Raw genomic sequence first — 17,657 nt, 5'->3', positions numbered from 1 at the left:
AGGGAGAATGAAACAAAATGAGGGAAATTAGGATGCCAGTTCCAGCATATTTTCGGCCAGTATCCACAGGGCGCGGTTAAGTTTTACATCACCATCAATCCCTTTGACAGCACGGGTTCTGGCTCGTTTACCTTGAACTGTACGGCCTGATAGTCCACCTTTAATCAAATTTTCCTGAATACGCTGGTAAGTGGTCCACAGATCATTGCTTTCGTCCTGCCAGCGGCGAGGCGACAGGATTTGAGCCTCTGTCACTGGCTGATACTCTTCACCAAATCGGTAGGTTAACGCAGCCTGAGCCAACGCAGTCTGTGCCGGTGGTGGTAATAATAATGACTGCATGGCATCACGTTTTTCATCAATACGCTCAAAGGTATCTACTACCTCATAAGCCCCCTCAATAACACGGCCAACCACATCACCCTTATGGGGAACACGGACTTCACCCAGGGATTCACCACAAATTAAACCATTGTGACAAACCTGTCTAAAAAGACCAGGCAACATTTGATAACTGCTGGAGCCGTCATGACTATTAAGCAAAATAATCTCTGGCACCTGTTTGCCCGTAATTTGACCTTCCCGGCGCAAGCGCAGCATGTGCTTGGTATGCTCCCGTTTCTCCGGATCACGTACACGGGTTTGGCAAGCAAAAAATGGCTGAAAGCCTTCACGCTGTAAGTTATCCAACAGGGTAATGGTGGGAATATAGGTATACCGTTCGCTACGCGAGCCATGCTTGTCTTCACTAAATACGCTGGGAACCGTGTGCGCCAGTTCGTCACGGGTTAATGGACGGTCGCGGCGAATAATATTTACCGTACCAAAGCGCGAGGCTAACTTGGGCATAAAAACTCCTTATGTGCCAGAGTGAATGACCCTGGCACATCTTGTTGAAATGATAATTAATGAAAGAATGGATTTCATCTTTCAGGCAGTAAAAGCAGTACGAAGAATAAAATTCATTATTGTAGTGGTTATTGCACCTATCAATAAAAAAGCAGCCTCCCGGGCTGCTTCAACTTCTTCGTCATTATAACCTGCCTGCCGTAAGTGCTCAGCTACAAAATCCTGAGCTTGAGCACTTGAATACCAGGTAATTTACTTTACCTAATGCAGCAATTAACATTTTAAGTAATGACATAATGCCTGACCTTTATCGATAATATTTGAAAGTCATTCCTTATCACAGGGATAGTACTCAGAACCAAAGGGGGGGAAGTCTTTATTGCCTGTAACATTAAATGTGTATGACTTTCCATTCGCATCACTGACACGAATGACTTTCGCCTGACGTAATGCCTCCCATTCTGTTTTTATCCGTTCTAACGAGTGAAAGGGTTGTGATACTTCATGCCCATCAACCTGTAGCTGAGAATAATCACCGCTAAACCCGGCCTGCACACGTAAAACAGGTGGTTTCGAGGAATATAATTCACAACTGATTTCAAGATAATGCTTATCGTCATTACTCAGATGAACGCCTGCATATCCCTGCAATGACCAGTATGTCCACTCAGCCGCAACAGCACTACCCAAGGGTAACAACAGCGCCGCCAATACGGCACCTTTTAAGTATTTCATGTGGCGTATCCTTATATTTCAGTGAGATATTGAAGTGTTATTTCAATCAAAAGTGAATGTCCAACCGCCTTTATCAGTATCCACCTGGACTTCTGAGGCAACACAATCATTGTAAAAAGGGACTTTCACCGATTCACCATAGCGAAGTGTGGCCGGGATAATCGTTTCCTTGTTGCTGGTGCCGAAGTATTTCAGATTTCCAATACGGCAATTTCCACGATTGACACTGATATTATTGATACGAACAGTATCCGTTTTAGCCGTGACAACAACATCAACGTAGCGATTTCCCGCCACATGGACATTGTTATATGTCATTACCGTTATTGGTACCGGTGTTTGCGCACCGATGACCACTCCAGAAAAGAGTAATGATAATACTGGTAACCACCATTTTGAATGATTCATGCAATAACTCCTTATAAAACGCGTATAATATCTCATTGTGTAAAGTGGTGATTTAATAAGTGTGAGTGAGTTTAACGATACTCATTGTTCATCTTATTTATTCACATATAAGTTCACAGATATATTGAAAGTGTGGTAACGCTGTAATGAATCGTTTATCTTGGAAAATTCGTCTCATTTTCTCCTTTTTACTAAATGAACTAATGGTCATCGCTACATCCGTAATTGCCACCAGATTAAATACTTTTATGTGGTTTTGCTTTTCTGTCGCCAGATACCATTCCCCATCAAAGTAAATAAGGCGATAGGGGGCAATGGCGATGTGTCTGCGACCATTATGTAAAAAGTTGATTAAGCGGTTTTTAACTATAGCCTGTGTGATGGCATAAAACCCACCGAACAAAGAAGGAACATTTCGTGGCGGCGCGTTATAGACGATATAGGGAGAGTCCTGTCCTGCATCCAGCAAAACGGAAAGCAACTTTTTATCCAGTGCAGGGAAAAATTGTGCTACATGGGTAATACGCGCAAACGTAATGATATCGTGATCGGTACGAAATGGCCCCCTGGCATCAGAAAGCCGCAAGTATCCATCTTTTAATTCGGTATCCAGATATTGTAACCGCTGTCGTAAATCTCTCTGAATCGTTCTTTCCGAGACATTGAATTCCAAAGCCAGTTGTTTGACTGACAGAGACTCCCCCATGAAGAGCCTGCTGACTAAAATAGCCAGGCGACTGGCGAGCCGGTCGTAACGTTTTCCCTGTTCAGGCATGGCTTTAATTCCTGTATAAATTCCGTGCATCCCTTTTGGCATACACGGAATAAATCAATATTGGGTAAGATTTTTCTGACGTAGCCAGGCGATAACGATGCAGGCAGGGATCGTGACACGGTATGCAGGGCCCGCAATATCCGACAGCATCCAGGCTGAACTGAGCGCCAAACCGACGGGGCCAGCGAGAACTGAAAGGGCGCGAGACGCAACGAACACGGTACCCCAGGTCGCGATCCCGCCGAGTGCGGTGATCACGCTGGCTGCCAATGTTGTTGCGAGTTCCAAAGCGGCAACAGAAGAGGTGCGAATGGCTGCCTGTATAGCGATAAGAATGAGTTGTGGTGTTGGGCTGGTTAAATCGAGTTGCATATTTTTAGACAACATCGCTAGTTCATCTGGTGTCATGTTGTCCAGACTTTTTTCCAGTACTTTCATGAGCAGATTAAGTTCAATCGACTCCGTCGTGCTGTTTTTATTGTAATTAACATCCAGCTTGTCACAGACATCGCACAAAATTTCACGGTAAAGAACGCCCTGTCCACCGCGCACCAAACTGACTAACGTGTTTGCGCCAAAAGTTTGTAACTCTGCGCCAATCGACGTCCAGTATTTGCTGTGATCCGGGTAAAAACGCTGATATTCGCTTGAGCTGGTTAACGTCTCCGACCAGCGTTTTTCACCGTCCTTACTATCAATGGTTAACAATTCAACCAGCAGTTGAAGGTCTTCATTACTGCATTGGCTTAGCAAAGCCAAATCAGGATCTAGCCGATAAACTGCCATCATCTATCCTCAATAATCGTTTAGGAGCGATTACTGTAATGGGTAGAACAGACAGGATGTGTCGACTAATATGATTGATTTTTATACATAAAATCCACCAAGACGACAGGATATGTCATATAAATTACCTGATGACCAAAGCCTATGCGCGATATCCATAAAATAATATATTGTTATTTTATTTTTGATTCATAGATAAAAACACAGAATTAACATCAATACCTGACTCGCCACTTACTGCCCCCCATTCCATATATGTTCACCATTGTCTACTGAAGTCAACTTATGTCCTCCCCTGAAAACTTGATTAATAACACTTTGATTAAAAATGAAATCTCATTTATTAATAAACTCCGAAATAAATCATTGTGACAAAACAAAGGTGATAAAATGAATTATTTAGCGAATACCAATATGGTAGCCCCTAACTCTCATTTAGAAAATCCAACTTTTCCTTCAGAAAAAATTCCAGATGTGCTCCGAGATGCTATTAGTGCAGTAAGTAGTAAAACCCAAGCACCAATACCTCTTATCTTTGCTTCGGCAATGGCCCCCATAGCACTATTAGCTCAAGGGATGATTGATGTAAGCCCTAAGGATGGGCTTACATTCCCAGTCTCATGCAATTTTTTAACAGTTGCAGAATCGGGGGAAAGGAAATCAACGGTTGATAAAATATTTATGCAGCCGATTCATGAACATGAAAAAATCGCTTATTTAAAACATCAAGAAGATTTAAAAAAATACAAATTTGAATTAGATATTTGGGAAATGGAATTAAGCGCAATAAAAAACAACCTCAAAAACAATACAAGAAAAAAATTGCCAACAGATGATGTAAAAGCACAGCTAATGGAGCATTTTCAGAATGAACCACAGCTACCGAGAAAAGTGCAACTATTAGCTAACGATATAACACCGGCGGCCTTGCAACATTTATTACACACAGGTGGAGGATCATTAGCACTACACTCATCCGAAGGTGGAGAAATAATAAACAGCCAAGCGTTTAAAAATTTGGCATTGCTCAACGAGTTATGGGATGGAATGCCGATTTCTGTCACACGTCGTCATTCTGAGAGCTATAAAATATTCGGATCTCGGCTGAGTGCAAATATAATGGTGCAAAATGCGCCATTGCATAAGTACCTTAAACATGCGCACGAACAAGTTAGGGGCAGTGGCTTTTTAGCTCGTTTTTTCTTTTCCTTTCCGATATCAACAATTGGCACCCGTATAGGAAACATGAATAATAACTACCACAATCTTATTCTCCCTTATTACTCACGTCTTAACCAGATGTTAAACCATTATTTAGGAACACTTACATCCAAGAATAAAAATCGCACATTATTACATTTCTCTCCTGACGCTAAAAATCGATGGATATATTTGTGTGATCAGATTGAACGTAGAGTTGGTGTTAATGGTGACTATTTCTCTATTCGTGATTTTGCAAGCAAAGAAGGAAATAAAATAGCTCGCATGGCCGCTCTCTTTCATTATTTTAGCAACGAAGATGGAGATATAACATTAGAAAACGTGGAAAATGCTGTTGCCGTCTGCCAGTGGTATCTAAGTGAAGCTTTACGAATCCTAACCCCAGAACCACAGTACATCTCAGATGCTAATGTGCTCTATGAATGGTTGATAGAACGTTTTCATATGAATAACTTTCAACCCATTAAAAAAAACCATATACGTCAGTACGGCCCAAACTCATTACGCCAATACACACGCTTTGAATCCGCGCTTAGATACTTGCATGACACTGGAAAAATTCAAGTAGCACCATATGGAAAAACAATTTTTGTTTACTATAAAGTACAAAATAAATCAGTATTTTGACTTACCATACGTAGCAATAGTAAAAACGCGCCTTCAATGAAGGCGCGTTTTATTTCACCAAAGAGAAGATAACCACACGACTTACAACACCACTCTTATATTTTTTATTTAACTCAAAGGCCATAAAATAATAAAAATCCGTGTTGATAATTACGTCTAAATGGTGTATTTATTTTTTCCAATAAAAAACAAAACTATATTTTACATTGATGAGCTAATCATCAAAAAAACGGTGGGTACATATATCAAAATTCGCAAATTTGTTATATTTCACCAAGAGGAAAATATCACTTACCAATTATCATCGAATACTTTCAACCGTACACTCAATGATTATAATCTCTTTTTCATTACATAAAGAACATAGTGATAGACATAGAAGCTATCCCATTTAGCCTATTTCATTTTACTCAACATTCTCATGTGCTACCAGTATGCTCCAGTTTCTGCACGCTGTTCGTGTCCAAACTGACAGCATCATAGCCTGTACTGGTATAGACTCTTAAATCATACGTGGTGTATGCTGTTCAGTATCTGCTATTTCTGCTATTAATAGCAGAAATAGCAGATACTAAATTGTATTTACGGTATGATTTATGGATTTGCTGCCTCAATCAAGCGATAAAACAACAGTCAAAATTAAATTCAGAAAAAACAGGTTCACTCCAATGCTAGACAAAAGATAGGAATTTAAAAAACAAGACATTAATTCAATAATATATTTAAATGATAAAAAAGGGAAAGAATAATGAAAGAAAACATATATACGAAAATGTTAACATCCCCCACTACAAAGAAACATAAGGCCACACGAGAGGATGTGAGTTGGTTTAATATAAAAAATTACAACTTTGTTCGGAAATTAACCATCGCGGATATGTTAGATGAATTATACGCTCGTCTTGAGCTTATCGGATTTTCTTCGCATGAGGAACTTATTGACTTCCCTGGCATAAAAAAATCATACATTGATATTATCTCTGGAAAACCAGAAATAAGAAAAAACACTTATCAAGAAACCTCCCAACTAGAAGATATATCAAAAGAAGAAAATAAATCATTATGCTTTAATATAGAAAATAGAACCATAGAAATTAAATCGCCAGTATATGAATTAACGGTATCGCACATTGAGAATATTTATCAAAATCTAAAATTACGTGACTTTCATTCTCCTTATATTAAACACATTACAGACGATGATGAGCCAAATAAAGCAGATACATTAACAAGCCTTCAAAAGCCTTATGTCGACCATGTTTATTTATATGTCGATTTAGAAGGATACACAGATGCACAATTAATCGATTCATTCAAAAACACAATTTCAACTTTACGAGAAAGATATAAAATAGAAAAAAAATTCAATTACACGGAAAAACCGCTCCCTAAAAATAAAATAATTGATATATTTAGAAACCAAGTAATACCTATTGCTGACCTATTAATTTGGCAAAGAATTAATGGCATTCAGATACCCTTATCTCAAGTCAACAAACTATTAAGTCTTGAAGATATAGATACGCCAAATAAATATGTCGAATTTGATGGTTCTAATTTCAAGGCAACAAAACTTAAAACTTTTGATCTTACTTTTAACGATGGCAGGCTAGAACAACTATCAATAGCAATTCAGAAAAATGAAAATCTTAAAACGATGACTATTGAGGAGTTAATAAAAAACACCAAGTAGGTAAAAGTAATTTATATTCATGTTTCCATAGATACATGATTTACGCAGTTCTCTTCGCGGTTAGAGTAAGAGTCCATCCCATAGGCTACTTTACGGCTTTATCAAAAAAACTACAAAATTAACGAAACCATAATAATAAGTTATTCAGGCAATACATACACTTTCTATCATATCGGTTTTCATAATTTTTTCATGGTTAGAACTATTGCTAAAGCCTCTGCGACCTGAATCATAGTCACGCAACATCACTGTGCAATCAACGCTGATGTAGTTAGTAAGTTTTTTGGATAAATTTCTTACCAAGTAATTTTTACTACCAGTGTTTATGCTTCATCTCGAATTTAAAAACAGCGAGGTGAATAAAATGAACGCAATCTCTCTTGACGAAAACCCGGCAGATCGCTTAGTTGACATGAAATATCTATGTCAGCACTCCGGACTCTCTCGGGCCTTCTTCTACAAGCTTATGGCTAGTGGTCTCTTCCCTAAGCCAATAAAAATAGGCAACCGCAGTCGTTGGGAACTAAGAATTTATCTAAGATGGCTAAATAGCCATTATCCTGATGATAACAGATCACTAACAGATCACTAACTTGCTATCACGGTATTATCCCGGGAATACCGTCTATACGTAAGAGATCTGTAATGAAACCCCTCCAATGGTTATTACCCACTTAAATACTCAACTTAAGCATTTAGGATTTTATTATATACTAATTGCTTATAAATAATAACTTAATCACGACCCATCCATATAAACATTACTTTTTGAGAGAGTAGAAGAGTTACTACAATGAATGATAAAGAATGGTCATTATTAGAATCATCATGCTTACACGACGCAATCAATGACACAACATTATTGATAACAAAAGATTATGATTACATTAAATCACAGGTACGAATACTGTCAATATTAAACCAACTCGTACGAAAGGAAAACACATCCTTAAACACTAACGCGACAGTAAATAATAAATATACAACCCGTATTTTATTAGAAGCAATAAGTTGTATTGAACAGGTTAAAAACTCCATGTGCGAATATCATAAACCCCATCCGCTAATAGAGTTGTTTTTTCATATTAAAAAAAATAACAACCTATATAGAACGCTAGGGGAATCAAATCCAACCCCGGCGGACATAATTACGCTAAATAATTTACTACACCAATTTCAGGTTGAATCAAACTCAGTAAAATATAAAAGAAAACTACGGAACTTTCATCGAACAGCTAAAAAAAACTATTTAAGTTCATTGTCTTACATCGACGAACTTTTTGAAAACTATAGCAAAATCTTAGTGCTCAGAGTTGATCTTTCGTATCTAAAGTCGAAATACAATTCAATAACAGCGGCGACTACTCAAATCCATCGTAAAAAATTAATGAAAAGCGTACAATCACACTCATTATTTCAGTATTGTATAGGTTACTTGTGGAAAATGGAATTTGGCTCCATTAAAGGATTTCATTACCATACTTGCTTTTTTTTTGATGGCAATAAAGTTCGCAATGATATTTTATTGGCTAGACTTGTTGGAGTATATTGGTCACAAAAAATAACTGATGGCATGGGGCTCTATTTCAACTGCAATGCAGCCTATCATCAGGACGATAGGTCAGGAATCGGCAATGTACATTACTCAGATAACAAGAAAAGAAATAATTTAAAAATAGCCATAAAATACTTAACAAAAACCGATAGTATAATACGATTAACGCTGCCAAATAACTCCAGAATATTTGGTCGAGGAGAAATGATAAAGAATCAATCGAAAAAACGAGGTCGTCCTCGTCAATCCAACTTTAGATAATACCCCACAACGATTAATAATTAGCCAACCATTATTAACCAATTGATAAACAGCAAGTTCATAACTCATAAGACTTTCCGTGCTCTAGTCTAGAGCCACTAAAGTTGAATCTCAAAGTTAGCTACTACGTTATTCTAGATAGCTAACCTTGATTTTTTCACTTAGCCATCTGTCTGCTTAGATACAACTTGTAACTCATTAGCCACTTCGCGGAAAGCGGTTAACGCCGCTTCTAAATGTTCAATAATTTCGTGCTGTAGAACATCTGGTGGAGGCAAATCCTCAAGATTATCCAGGCTGTCGTCTTTCAACCAAAAAATATCGAGGCTAGCCTTATCTCTAGCTACAAGCTCTTCATAGCTGAAGAACTTGAAACGTTCAGTTTCTTGTCTTTTGTGACGATTTTTTGGGTTATAGCAAGCGATAAAATCCTGCAAGTCATTTAGTTTTAGCGTACGAGTCTTTAACGTAAAATGCTTGCCAGTACGCAGATCATAGAACCAAATTCCTTTTGTATGAATTTTCCCATCTTTGGGCTTTGCGTCAAAGAACACAACGTTAGCTTTTACGCCTTGTGCATAAAAAATACCTGAGGGTAAACGCAGTATGGTGTGAACATCACAATTTTCCAGCAATTTCCGTCGAATTTTTTCCCCTACCCCACCTTCAAATAATACATTATCAGGCAGTACTACTGCAGCCTTGCCATCCAGTTTCAGCATGCTGACGATGTGCTGTAGAAAGTTAAGCTGCTTGTTGGAGGTAGTTTCCCAGAAATCCTGGCGCTCGTAAGTCAGCGCATCACGATCTTCATCACCCTCTTCATTGGTGATGGTCATGCTGCTCTTTTTGCCAAACGGTGGATTGGCCAGCACATAATCAACCTTGATTTTTGGCTCTGAAATCAGGGCATCGGAACGCTCTATCGCTGGTTCGCCATACAGCTCGCCAATATTGTGCAAAAACAGGTTCATCAGACACATGCGGCGCGTGCTGGAAACTATCTCGTTACCGTAGAAGGTCCCCTCACGCAAAAAGCGCGCTTGTGTCCTATTGAGCTTGGGAATTTCACGCTGCAACCAATCGGCGTTTTCTTGCAGCCAGTGACCTGTACCTGATAACCATTCATTGACGACCAGAAAGAATCCCCCCGTGCCACAGGCAGGATCGGCGATGGTTTTCATCGGCTCGGGCTGCATACAGGCGACCATAGCTTGAATGATGGCTCGGGGGGTAAAGTACTGACCGGCACCACTCTTGGTGTCCTCAGCGTTTTTTTGCAGCAGACCTTCGTAGAGATCGCCTTTGGTATCGGCATCCAAGCTGATCCAGTTTTCCGCATCAATGAGTTGTACCAAGCGAGAAAGCTTGGCTGGATCTTGAATCTTGTTCTGTGCCTTGAAGAAGATAGCGCCCAGCATACCCGGCTCCTGCCCCAGTTTGTGCAGAGTAGATAGGTAATGCGCCTCTAACGGCTCGCCAGTTTTGCTGCTCAAACTGCTCCAGCCATAGCCTTTGGGGATTTTGGTGGCGTGGTTATAGGGCTCTTGTGCATATTCGTGTGCCAGCTTTAAAAACAACAGATAGGTGAGCTGCTCCAGATAGTCGCCATAACCGACGCCATCATCGCGCAGAGTGTTACAGAAGTTCCAGAGTTTCTGGACTAGGGTGCTTGCGTTCATATCAGAGTTCCAACAACATTTGAATCCAGGGATGAGCTGCGTCTCGTTGTCCCCTCAAGAGAAAAATCATATCCCCACTGAAAGGAGCCTTAAGGCTGATTGCTCGTTTTATTTTTTTCGCAACGTTAGTGAAGAAATCATCCATTCCCGGTTGCCCAAAAAATTGCTTTGCTAGTGCAATGTCAGCCATAAGACTCACTGCAGCAGCATGTCGCTGCTTGCAAGTGGGTTCATAGTCGAGGTGATAAATAGAAATAGATACTTCAGCTCTGTTTTTTTTTAATTGGTCTGTGCTTGTCGGACACGGTTTCCCATTTTCCTGTTTGCATCCTATTAATTCCCAGTCGTTCAGTTCGCAGGGATCGAGTAAGGTGGGTTTTTCCTGTGTCAATGGGCCTGGAGCATAAAGACGGTTCGCTTCAACAATCAGTGGAAAACGATCTGCTTTGCCTGCTACAGTCCCACTTTCAACGTCTTTGCGCAGACTGTTACAGAACGTGCACGCATAACGATAATTTTTAGGTTCAAAACTTAACCAGCGATATCCGTTATGTGGGTGTGCTGCATCACTCACTCTTCCTTTAGGGCGAAAGTGATCGACTGCATTGTCCGCGCGATCAACTGGAGACTCGCAGTACCAGCATTTTTTATTGGGAAATAGGTCAGCCAAAGCATCCTTGAGTTCGCGCCAAACGGCTGAATGATCGTCTGGTTTAGCACCCGCAGCAACAGCAGCAGAGGCGGTAGCCGCTTTTTCTAACCATCCATCTGGCAACTCTAATTCATCAATATCAATATATCTCATGGATCGACCTTATCCATCTGCTCATCATCATCAGACATCAGCTTTTCAATCAGAGCGGTCGCAAGCGCCTCCCGCTCGCTCCGACTCATAGCAACCACTCTATCCGCTAGCTCTCTTGGTTTTGTAACCGTAAAACGAGCCATAAGGATTTCATTGCGAAGTCGCAAATATCGTGAGTATTCGTCATCAGGATGGAAAAACCGAAAACCAAGGCGATTTAGTTGAGCGTTGATGATATCCAGTTCTTGCTGTTCCTCTACCGAGAGGTGTGATTTGGCGGCGAAAGCCCTCTGTGTTTCCAACAGCAACTGTGTAGGTTGATCCAGTGATGAAGCAATTCCAAACATATCGCTGGTCACGATTGCTGCGTAGCCCATTCCTCGAGGTGCCATCTCTGGGTAACAGGCCACAATCCGACGCTGTTCATCCTCCTTGCTCATCCGCAAGATTTGTACTTGCTCTCGGTCCAGTTCGGCAATGGCTAGAGGATTGTGAGTTGTGAGCAAGATGTGACTGGTCTCTTCATGGGTAGTACCGCTCGCAATGAACTGCTTGAGATACGATATGTAATCCACACTCCAGCGGGGGTTTAAGTGCGTGTCAGGCTCATCCAACAGAAATAGGCTTTCATCTTCTGCGGTAAAGCGAAGCAAGCCGAGGACGGTGAGCAGCTGCTGCTCACCTTCACTTAGCTCGCGAAAGGTCACGCTACCATCGTTTTTCTTAAGACGAACTTTAATGCGAACTTCTTCAATTAATTCTGAAACATAGGTGCTCTCCAAATCCCGAAAAAACTGGGCCGGGACTTGATCACCGACCAAGCGCCGCAGTGCCTCAATATCCTTCACATAGAGATACTTAAACTGCAGAGTCGTTTTGTTCCAGATTGATGTCGATACCTGTCGAGACACTTCAATCGGAGCCAATGCGATGTCATAGAGACGCGATAAGAAGTCACGCACTACACCACGCGCATTCCAGAAACGAGGATCGCCATCGGTAGCCTTGGATTTCCATGGTGGTTGACGTAGTACAAACAGTACGGATTCAATACCCTCATCAGGGTCTAGCCCCAGGTGTTCATCCAGAAAGGTTCTGACGATGTCTGATTGTTGAATCAAAAATGCGAGCAAAACGAACTGACTATGCACCGGCATGGCATAGAACAACCGTTTTAAACCTGGGTCTTCGCCGTTACGCAGTTTGCTATCGTAGCTTTCCAGGTAGGGACGAAATATCTCATGCATACGCGGGCTTTCGCCAGAGTAGTAGCTGAACACATAACGAGGCAGAAAATCGCTGTCTGCCTTCAAGAAGGCTGTGAGCTTAATGGCGTTACCACGTAAGGCTGATACTGTCTCCTCACCTTCGATGAATGGAGTCAGAGTTCCCTCACCACGGGCCTGCAAGTCCGTCGCAACATGAATTACGAAAGGCTCTTTGTCACGATCTGGGTCGGCATCAATGTGAATGTGGAGCAACTTTTCGTCAGAACCCATGCGATAAGCCAGTTGAAAGGCAAAAGAGGGTGTGCGTTTTTTGGCGATCAAATCTCGAAAGATGATAGCCAATGCTTCCAGCACATTAGATTTTCCGGTGCCGTTCCAACCAATTACCACGGTGACCCAATGTTCTTCATCAAAGTCGATGGTGACATTCTTCAGGTTTTTGAACTGGTGGGTTGGGCTGTCTTTGGCGCTACCTATGGTGAGCTTATCTAAACGCATGGTTTAGCCAACCCACTTTAAATGGTCGGCGACCTTGCGGTGTTTTTTGCCTTCCGGTGTGTCAACCAAGTCGAAGACCGCCTTGAATGATAGATGCTGACTCTTATCCAATGTGCGCAATTCGGCATACAGCGCTTCAATCTCTTCGGTTTGCGCTCCATCAGCAATCCCACAGCGGCGAAAGGCCTCTTGTGCTGGCAGCCAGTCGCTAGCCTCGGTGAGTACATCGATTAATTTGCGAGCCACTGTGGTGCTCTCCTTTTTCTTAGTCATGCGAGGTTTAGGCTGCTTAGCCTGTTCCGCCCGCTGGGCGCGAATGCGTTCCAGCAGCACGCTGGCAGGTTCATCATTAGGCTCCTGCGTTACTAATTGCCCAGAGAATGCGGCACGCAGAATATTTTGGCGTTGGGCGCTGCATTGTTTGAGCGATAAATCGATGGCAGCTAATTGTACAAAAGCATCGTTGTCTGCTTCGCCAACCATCCGCACAATTAGAGATTGTTCATTGGCTGGTGGTACAGGGACCGCTAACTTACTGAATCGACCAAGGCTTACCTTTTTTTGGGCTACACCTTTAGTCATTGGCTCAATTTGACGCTTTCCAACATTCGAATTGATCGCTATTTTCAAAAATAATGGGTTCATTAATTCGCCACAGCATCGAATTTTTATGCAATCTGCCGTGATAATCGCAGGAGGCTGATCGTCTGGATATACGTCTGCATCCCCTGGTGGCTCGCCCATTTTTGTAACTACGACATCACCCGGCATTACACCATGCGCACTTAGCTCGTTTGCTTTTATCTGTGATACAAACCTGGTGTTCTCACCACCGTAATTGCCGGAGCGAATATTGCGAACAAAGACCAAAGGCACACCTGAAGCACGGTAATCAGAAACTTTAAGGTTGCTGCCAAATGGTCCTATAGCAAGGCTGTATTGTTCATCAGAAGCAATTTGTTCCACACTCGCCCAAACCCACCCCTCCGGCAGTTGCGGTAAATCAGTGGTATCGGGCTGAACCGGCTCAGGGTATTTATTCTGCCAGTCCTTCGGTGGTTTTTTGCCCTGCTCGGTGAACTTGGCCAACTGCTTGGCTTCCCAGCGCGCGCGGCGCTCAAGCAGAATGCGTTCCAACAGTTGTGATCCACTCTCGATCGGTGGGTTGTTCTCTCGCCACTCTGCTGTCAAAGCCCCTTCGACGGCGGCTTTGAGCAATGACTGGCGATACTGAGAAAGCTTTTTCTGTGCAACTTTAAGCTCGGCCATACCAGAATCGAGACCTGTTAGCAGCTCTTCGAGTTTTTCTACGATGCGGATTTGTTCTGGGAAAGGGGCAAGAAAAAGTGATTTTTTGCGTAAATGCTGGAAGTGACGACCATACCCTCTATTTTCGATAGAGAGATTTTGTAGCTGTAAAAATAGGAATTTTGGTTCCCAAACAGGGATTGGTGAAAAGAGTTTTACGCCATCGGCTCCAACAGCAAACGGAAATGTTACTAGTTTGAAACGACGTGTATGATCGCCGAAAACGATCAGCGGACTTGGTGATATGACTTGAGCATCAAGGTCATTTGTGTAGCCCCCGATGAATCCTTCACCTTGATCAATTACGGGTAGTTTTCCTGACGTTAGATAGTCTTTTTGTTTTATTCGAAATCCACGATCTGATACGACATCAACCGATTCATCAAAATCAACCCGAGCCCATCCGATTGGCAATGTACTCACGCCACCAATTCCTTATTCATTTCTGTTATCAAGGTATCCAACTCCTTACCAAATAGTTGCCATGCCTTCTGCAACCCGCCCTTATCGGCCAGTTCGGCGTAGTCAAAATCATCGCGCTGAATGCTGCAACTGCTGGCAATATGCTCTTTGATCAGGCGCAACCATTCGGTTTGTTCCGGGGTAAAGGCACTGGCACGTTGAGCGTTGTGGCGGAAAATCCAGGTCTGGAAGCGCTTATCTACCTCATCGGCAAAAGGTTTGAGCTCACTCTCTAGCCCCAGGGCAAAACGGACCAGCGAGACCAGATCGGTGAGTTGGCGCTTGCGCTCAACGCCTTTGACCTGGTTGGTCTGAACCCGCGCATAGGCACTCCATAGTCGTTCAGTGGTCAGCATCAATGGCGGCTTGGCGAGATGTTCGTGCAATTCCTCGATCATGTCAAAGGTCAATGCCCGTCGCTGGTAAGGTTGTTGATAGAAGAAGCTAAGTGCGGCAATTTCATCCTTATGCCGCTGAATATAACTCACAAATTCAGCAATATTAGCTTTAGCTTGGCTCTCAGCCTGTTCAGAGAAGCCAGAGAAGATGACCTGATCCAGGTTGATATGATCAATCAATTGCTCTCGCTCACGACGAGCGTTCTCAATAGCATCACGCAATGATGGTTTATCAAAAGGAGCACAAGCTTCAGCGACACGGCCAGCACGAGCAGCAGCGATCTCCTCAGGCAATAAGGTCTCTTCGTTACGGATAAGCCCCTGTGCGAGAGCAATATCAAGCGCTGTCGCAACAATAGCATCGGGATCCAGTGCAGTGATTAAACCTTTACCGAGCTCACCAATACTCAGTCCCCCTGAAGCTTCTTCAATTCGAGCCTTGGCCTTGCCATCCAACTGTTTGGCAAGTCGGATGAGACGATTAGCCAATGACAAAACGGTGTCATCATCCCGACACCCCATAGCGACGCCCTGAAGGAGATCCTTCAACGCAATATTCGGCTTTTTCTCTAGTGGGCGGCTCTCAGTTTTAAGCGATTTCTCCACCCCAACAGCATCAATCAGCACGAAACGACTTTTATCGCCATCAGCACTGTTACTCACACGCTTCAAGCTATCGCTATCGAGCGATCGCACACCTCGGCCTTTCATCTGCTCGTAGTAACCCTTGCTACGAACATCACGCATAAACAGCAGAACTTCCAACGGCTTGATATCAGTACCAGTGGCAATCATATCCACTGTCACAGCGATACGCGGGTTGTAGTCATTACGAAAACTACTGAGGACACTATCCGCATCTTCGTCCGATCGATAAGTGACTTTCTTGCAAAATGCATTCCCTTGGTCATAGATTTCACGCACTATATTGATGATGTCATCAGCGTGGCTGTCTGTTTTAGCAAAAATAAGCGTTTTGGGTGTCTCTTGCCGGGATGGAAAGATCTGTTTTTCAACTGCATTCTTCATCGCAAGGATCACTTTGCGAATCTGACTGGGATTAACTACTGAACGATCCAACTCTTTCCCTGAATAAATCGTATCTTCCTCAGTTTCACTCCAACGCTTTTTGCGCGTTTGCCGGTCGCGATGATCCACCCATTCTTTAGCTTTAAGTTCAGAACCTTTCTTGGTTATTTCCGTTTCGATTTCGTAGACGTCGTAACCGACGTTGACGCCATCAGCGACTGATTGTTCATAAGTGTATTCAGCAACAATGTTTTCGTTAAAAAAGCCAAAGGTACGCTTATCAGGAGTAGCGGTCAGGCCTACCAAACTGGCGTCAAAGTAATCGAGAACCTGCTTCCAAAGGTTGTAAATGCTTCGATGGCATTCATCGATAATGATGAAGTCGAAAGTCTCTATCGGAACAAGCGGATTGTAGCGAACAAACTTTTCTTGCCGACTGGTTTGTTGCACCTCATTGAGAGAAACATCTTCAGCCGACTCGTCTATAGGTTCGCCACTTAAGATGGAGTACATCCGTTGAATGGTACTGATACATACCTGAGCATGGGGATCGACATTCGGAGAATTCAAACGTTGTACGTTATAGAGTTCAGTAAACTTACGCCCATCATCCGGCGGAGTGTAAGCCATGAACTCTTGATGTGCTTGTTTGCCGAGGTTACGAGTATCCACCAAGAAGAGAATACGCTTAGCACCGCCAAATTTAAGCAGTCGGTACACCGAAGTGATCGCCGTAAAGGTTTTGCCCGCACCAGTAGCCATATGTACTAAAGCTCTCGGCTTATTCTGGGCCAATGATGCTTCCAGACCAGTTACTGCACTAATTTGGCAGTCGCGTAAGTTACGCTCTGGCAGGGCAGGCATCTGCTCGGCCAAACGGCGTCGTAGGGTCTCTGGTTGATCCAGCCAGGTTGCCAAGGTTTCCGGTTTGAAGAAGTGGAAGATCTCGCGCGAGCGCGGGGAGGGATCAGCATTATCAGTAAAGCGGATGATTTGCCCCGTAGCTTGGAATAGGAAACGCAGAGGAGCCGAGTCTTTGCGCCATTTCAGTTTGGCCGAAGCATAACGGTCGGACTGGATCTCGGTCACTGTAATATTTTCACCAGCGCTATCCCTTTTAGCTTCAATGACGCCGACCATATCCCGGTTTATGAACAACACATAATCCGCAGGTCCGCTGTCTGTGGGGAATTCACGTATCACTACGCCAAGGCCTGCCGACAGGTTAACTTGCTTCATATCCTGAATAATCCAACCGGCTTGTTCTAGCCTCGAATCGATTATCTGGCGCGCCTTCGCTTCTGGCGTCATACGTGCCTCCTCCTTTACCCGCGTG

General features: G+C 42.9%; 14 protein-coding genes. 4 read left to right on the top strand and 10 right to left on the bottom strand.

The window, feature by feature from the left end:
• Positions 1 to 27: 27 nt before the first annotated feature.
• The 5 genes from HC231_RS21530 to HC231_RS21510 all read right to left on the bottom strand — a co-directional run bounded on the left by HC231_RS21530 (position 28) and on the right by HC231_RS21510 (position 3,553).
• Entirely contained in the window at positions 28 to 849 is an 822-nt protein-coding gene (locus HC231_RS21530; protein WP_208228705.1) for a DUF932 domain-containing protein, read from the bottom strand.
• Positions 850 to 1,176: 327 nt separating this feature from the next.
• A complete protein-coding gene (locus HC231_RS21525; RefSeq protein ID WP_116162565.1) occupies positions 1,177 to 1,584 on the bottom strand; it encodes a hypothetical protein in 408 nt (135 codons plus the stop codon).
• Between the two features lie 42 nt (positions 1,585 to 1,626).
• Positions 1,627 to 1,992 (bottom strand): hypothetical protein, encoded by a 366-nt coding sequence (locus HC231_RS21520; RefSeq protein ID WP_208228704.1) that lies wholly within the window; start codon positions 1,990 to 1,992, stop codon positions 1,627 to 1,629.
• Between the two features lie 97 nt (positions 1,993 to 2,089).
• Positions 2,090 to 2,767, bottom strand: a complete 678-nt coding sequence (locus tag HC231_RS21515; RefSeq protein WP_208228703.1) for a helix-turn-helix transcriptional regulator — start codon at positions 2,765 to 2,767, stop codon at positions 2,090 to 2,092.
• A 54-nt stretch (positions 2,768 to 2,821) separates the two neighbouring features.
• Positions 2,822 to 3,553, bottom strand: a complete 732-nt coding sequence (locus tag HC231_RS21510) for a YaaW family protein (protein WP_208231464.1) — start codon at positions 3,551 to 3,553, stop codon at positions 2,822 to 2,824.
• Between the two features lie 390 nt (positions 3,554 to 3,943).
• Here HC231_RS21510 and HC231_RS21505 point away from each other — a divergent pair, with 390 nt between their 5' ends.
• The 4 genes from HC231_RS21505 (at position 3,944) to HC231_RS21490 (ending at position 8,910) form a co-directional block, all read left to right on the top strand.
• Positions 3,944 to 5,401, top strand: a complete 1,458-nt coding sequence (locus tag HC231_RS21505) for a YfjI family protein (RefSeq protein ID WP_208228702.1) — start codon at positions 3,944 to 3,946, stop codon at positions 5,399 to 5,401.
• 748 nt (positions 5,402 to 6,149) lie between these two features.
• Positions 6,150 to 7,094, top strand: a complete 945-nt coding sequence (locus tag HC231_RS21500; protein WP_208228701.1) for a DUF6387 family protein — start codon at positions 6,150 to 6,152, stop codon at positions 7,092 to 7,094.
• 325 nt (positions 7,095 to 7,419) lie between these two features.
• A complete protein-coding gene (locus HC231_RS21495) occupies positions 7,420 to 7,686 on the top strand; it encodes a helix-turn-helix transcriptional regulator (protein ID WP_343073007.1) in 267 nt (88 codons plus the stop codon).
• Positions 7,687 to 7,887: 201 nt separating this feature from the next.
• Positions 7,888 to 8,910 (top strand): YagK/YfjJ domain-containing protein, encoded by a 1,023-nt coding sequence (locus HC231_RS21490; RefSeq protein WP_208228699.1) that lies wholly within the window; start codon positions 7,888 to 7,890, stop codon positions 8,908 to 8,910.
• 161 nt (positions 8,911 to 9,071) lie between these two features.
• Here HC231_RS21490 and HC231_RS21485 read toward each other — a convergent pair whose 3' ends face one another.
• From HC231_RS21485 to HC231_RS21465, 5 genes are read right to left on the bottom strand one after another with little or no spacing between them, the layout of a single operon-like run.
• Positions 9,072 to 10,592 carry a class I SAM-dependent DNA methyltransferase gene (locus HC231_RS21485; protein WP_208228698.1) on the bottom strand — a complete coding sequence of 507 codons (1,521 nt, stop codon included), beginning with the start codon at positions 10,590 to 10,592 and terminating at the stop codon, positions 9,072 to 9,074.
• Between the two features lies 1 nt (position 10,593).
• The gene (locus HC231_RS21480) at positions 10,594 to 11,397 is read right to left on the bottom strand and encodes an HNH endonuclease family protein (RefSeq protein WP_208228697.1); all 804 of its coding nucleotides are present in this window, start codon (positions 11,395 to 11,397) and stop codon (positions 10,594 to 10,596) included.
• Complete coding sequence (locus HC231_RS21475; protein ID WP_208228696.1) at positions 11,394 to 13,124, bottom strand: AAA family ATPase; 1,731 nt, start codon at positions 13,122 to 13,124, stop codon at positions 11,394 to 11,396. Before HC231_RS21475 ends, HC231_RS21480 begins: the two co-directional genes overlap by 4 nt.
• A gap of 3 nt (positions 13,125 to 13,127) precedes the next feature.
• Positions 13,128 to 14,855 (bottom strand): restriction endonuclease subunit S, encoded by a 1,728-nt coding sequence (locus HC231_RS21470; RefSeq protein WP_208228695.1) that lies wholly within the window; start codon positions 14,853 to 14,855, stop codon positions 13,128 to 13,130.
• Positions 14,852 to 17,632, bottom strand: a complete 2,781-nt coding sequence (locus HC231_RS21465) for a type I restriction endonuclease subunit R (RefSeq protein ID WP_208228694.1) — start codon at positions 17,630 to 17,632, stop codon at positions 14,852 to 14,854. Before HC231_RS21465 ends, HC231_RS21470 begins: the two co-directional genes overlap by 4 nt.
• Positions 17,633 to 17,657 lie beyond the last annotated feature (25 nt).

This window comes from Brenneria izadpanahii, assembly GCF_017569925.1.
In the GTDB taxonomy this organism is placed as follows: domain Bacteria; phylum Pseudomonadota; class Gammaproteobacteria; order Enterobacterales; family Enterobacteriaceae; genus Brenneria; species Brenneria izadpanahii.
The sequence above is the reverse complement of the archived record's forward strand: the minus strand, read 5'-3'. Positions and strand labels throughout refer to the sequence as shown.

Excerpts from the sequence above, each read along its gene's own strand:
- HC231_RS21495 (WP_343073007.1), top strand. The coding sequence starts at position 7,420 with ATGCTTCATCTCGAATTTAAAAACAGCGAGGTGAATAAAATGAACGCA.
- HC231_RS21465 (WP_208228694.1), bottom strand. The coding sequence starts at position 17,632 with ATGACGCCAGAAGCGAAGGCGCGCCAGATAATCGATTCGAGGCTAGAA.
- HC231_RS21530 (WP_208228705.1), bottom strand. The coding sequence starts at position 849 with ATGCCCAAGTTAGCCTCGCGCTTTGGTACGGTAAATATTATTCGCCGC.
- HC231_RS21475 (WP_208228696.1), bottom strand. The coding sequence starts at position 13,124 with ATGCGTTTAGATAAGCTCACCATAGGTAGCGCCAAAGACAGCCCAACC.
- HC231_RS21490 (WP_208228699.1), top strand. The coding sequence starts at position 7,888 with ATGAATGATAAAGAATGGTCATTATTAGAATCATCATGCTTACACGAC.
- HC231_RS21520 (WP_208228704.1), bottom strand. The coding sequence starts at position 1,992 with ATGAATCATTCAAAATGGTGGTTACCAGTATTATCATTACTCTTTTCT.
- HC231_RS21510 (WP_208231464.1), bottom strand. The coding sequence starts at position 3,553 with ATGGCAGTTTATCGGCTAGATCCTGATTTGGCTTTGCTAAGCCAATGC.
- HC231_RS21505 (WP_208228702.1), top strand. The coding sequence starts at position 3,944 with ATGAATTATTTAGCGAATACCAATATGGTAGCCCCTAACTCTCATTTA.
- HC231_RS21485 (WP_208228698.1), bottom strand. The coding sequence starts at position 10,592 with ATGAACGCAAGCACCCTAGTCCAGAAACTCTGGAACTTCTGTAACACT.
- HC231_RS21500 (WP_208228701.1), top strand. The coding sequence starts at position 6,150 with ATGAAAGAAAACATATATACGAAAATGTTAACATCCCCCACTACAAAG.
- HC231_RS21515 (WP_208228703.1), bottom strand. The coding sequence starts at position 2,767 with ATGCCTGAACAGGGAAAACGTTACGACCGGCTCGCCAGTCGCCTGGCT.
- HC231_RS21480 (WP_208228697.1), bottom strand. The coding sequence starts at position 11,397 with ATGAGATATATTGATATTGATGAATTAGAGTTGCCAGATGGATGGTTA.
- HC231_RS21525 (WP_116162565.1), bottom strand. The coding sequence starts at position 1,584 with ATGAAATACTTAAAAGGTGCCGTATTGGCGGCGCTGTTGTTACCCTTG.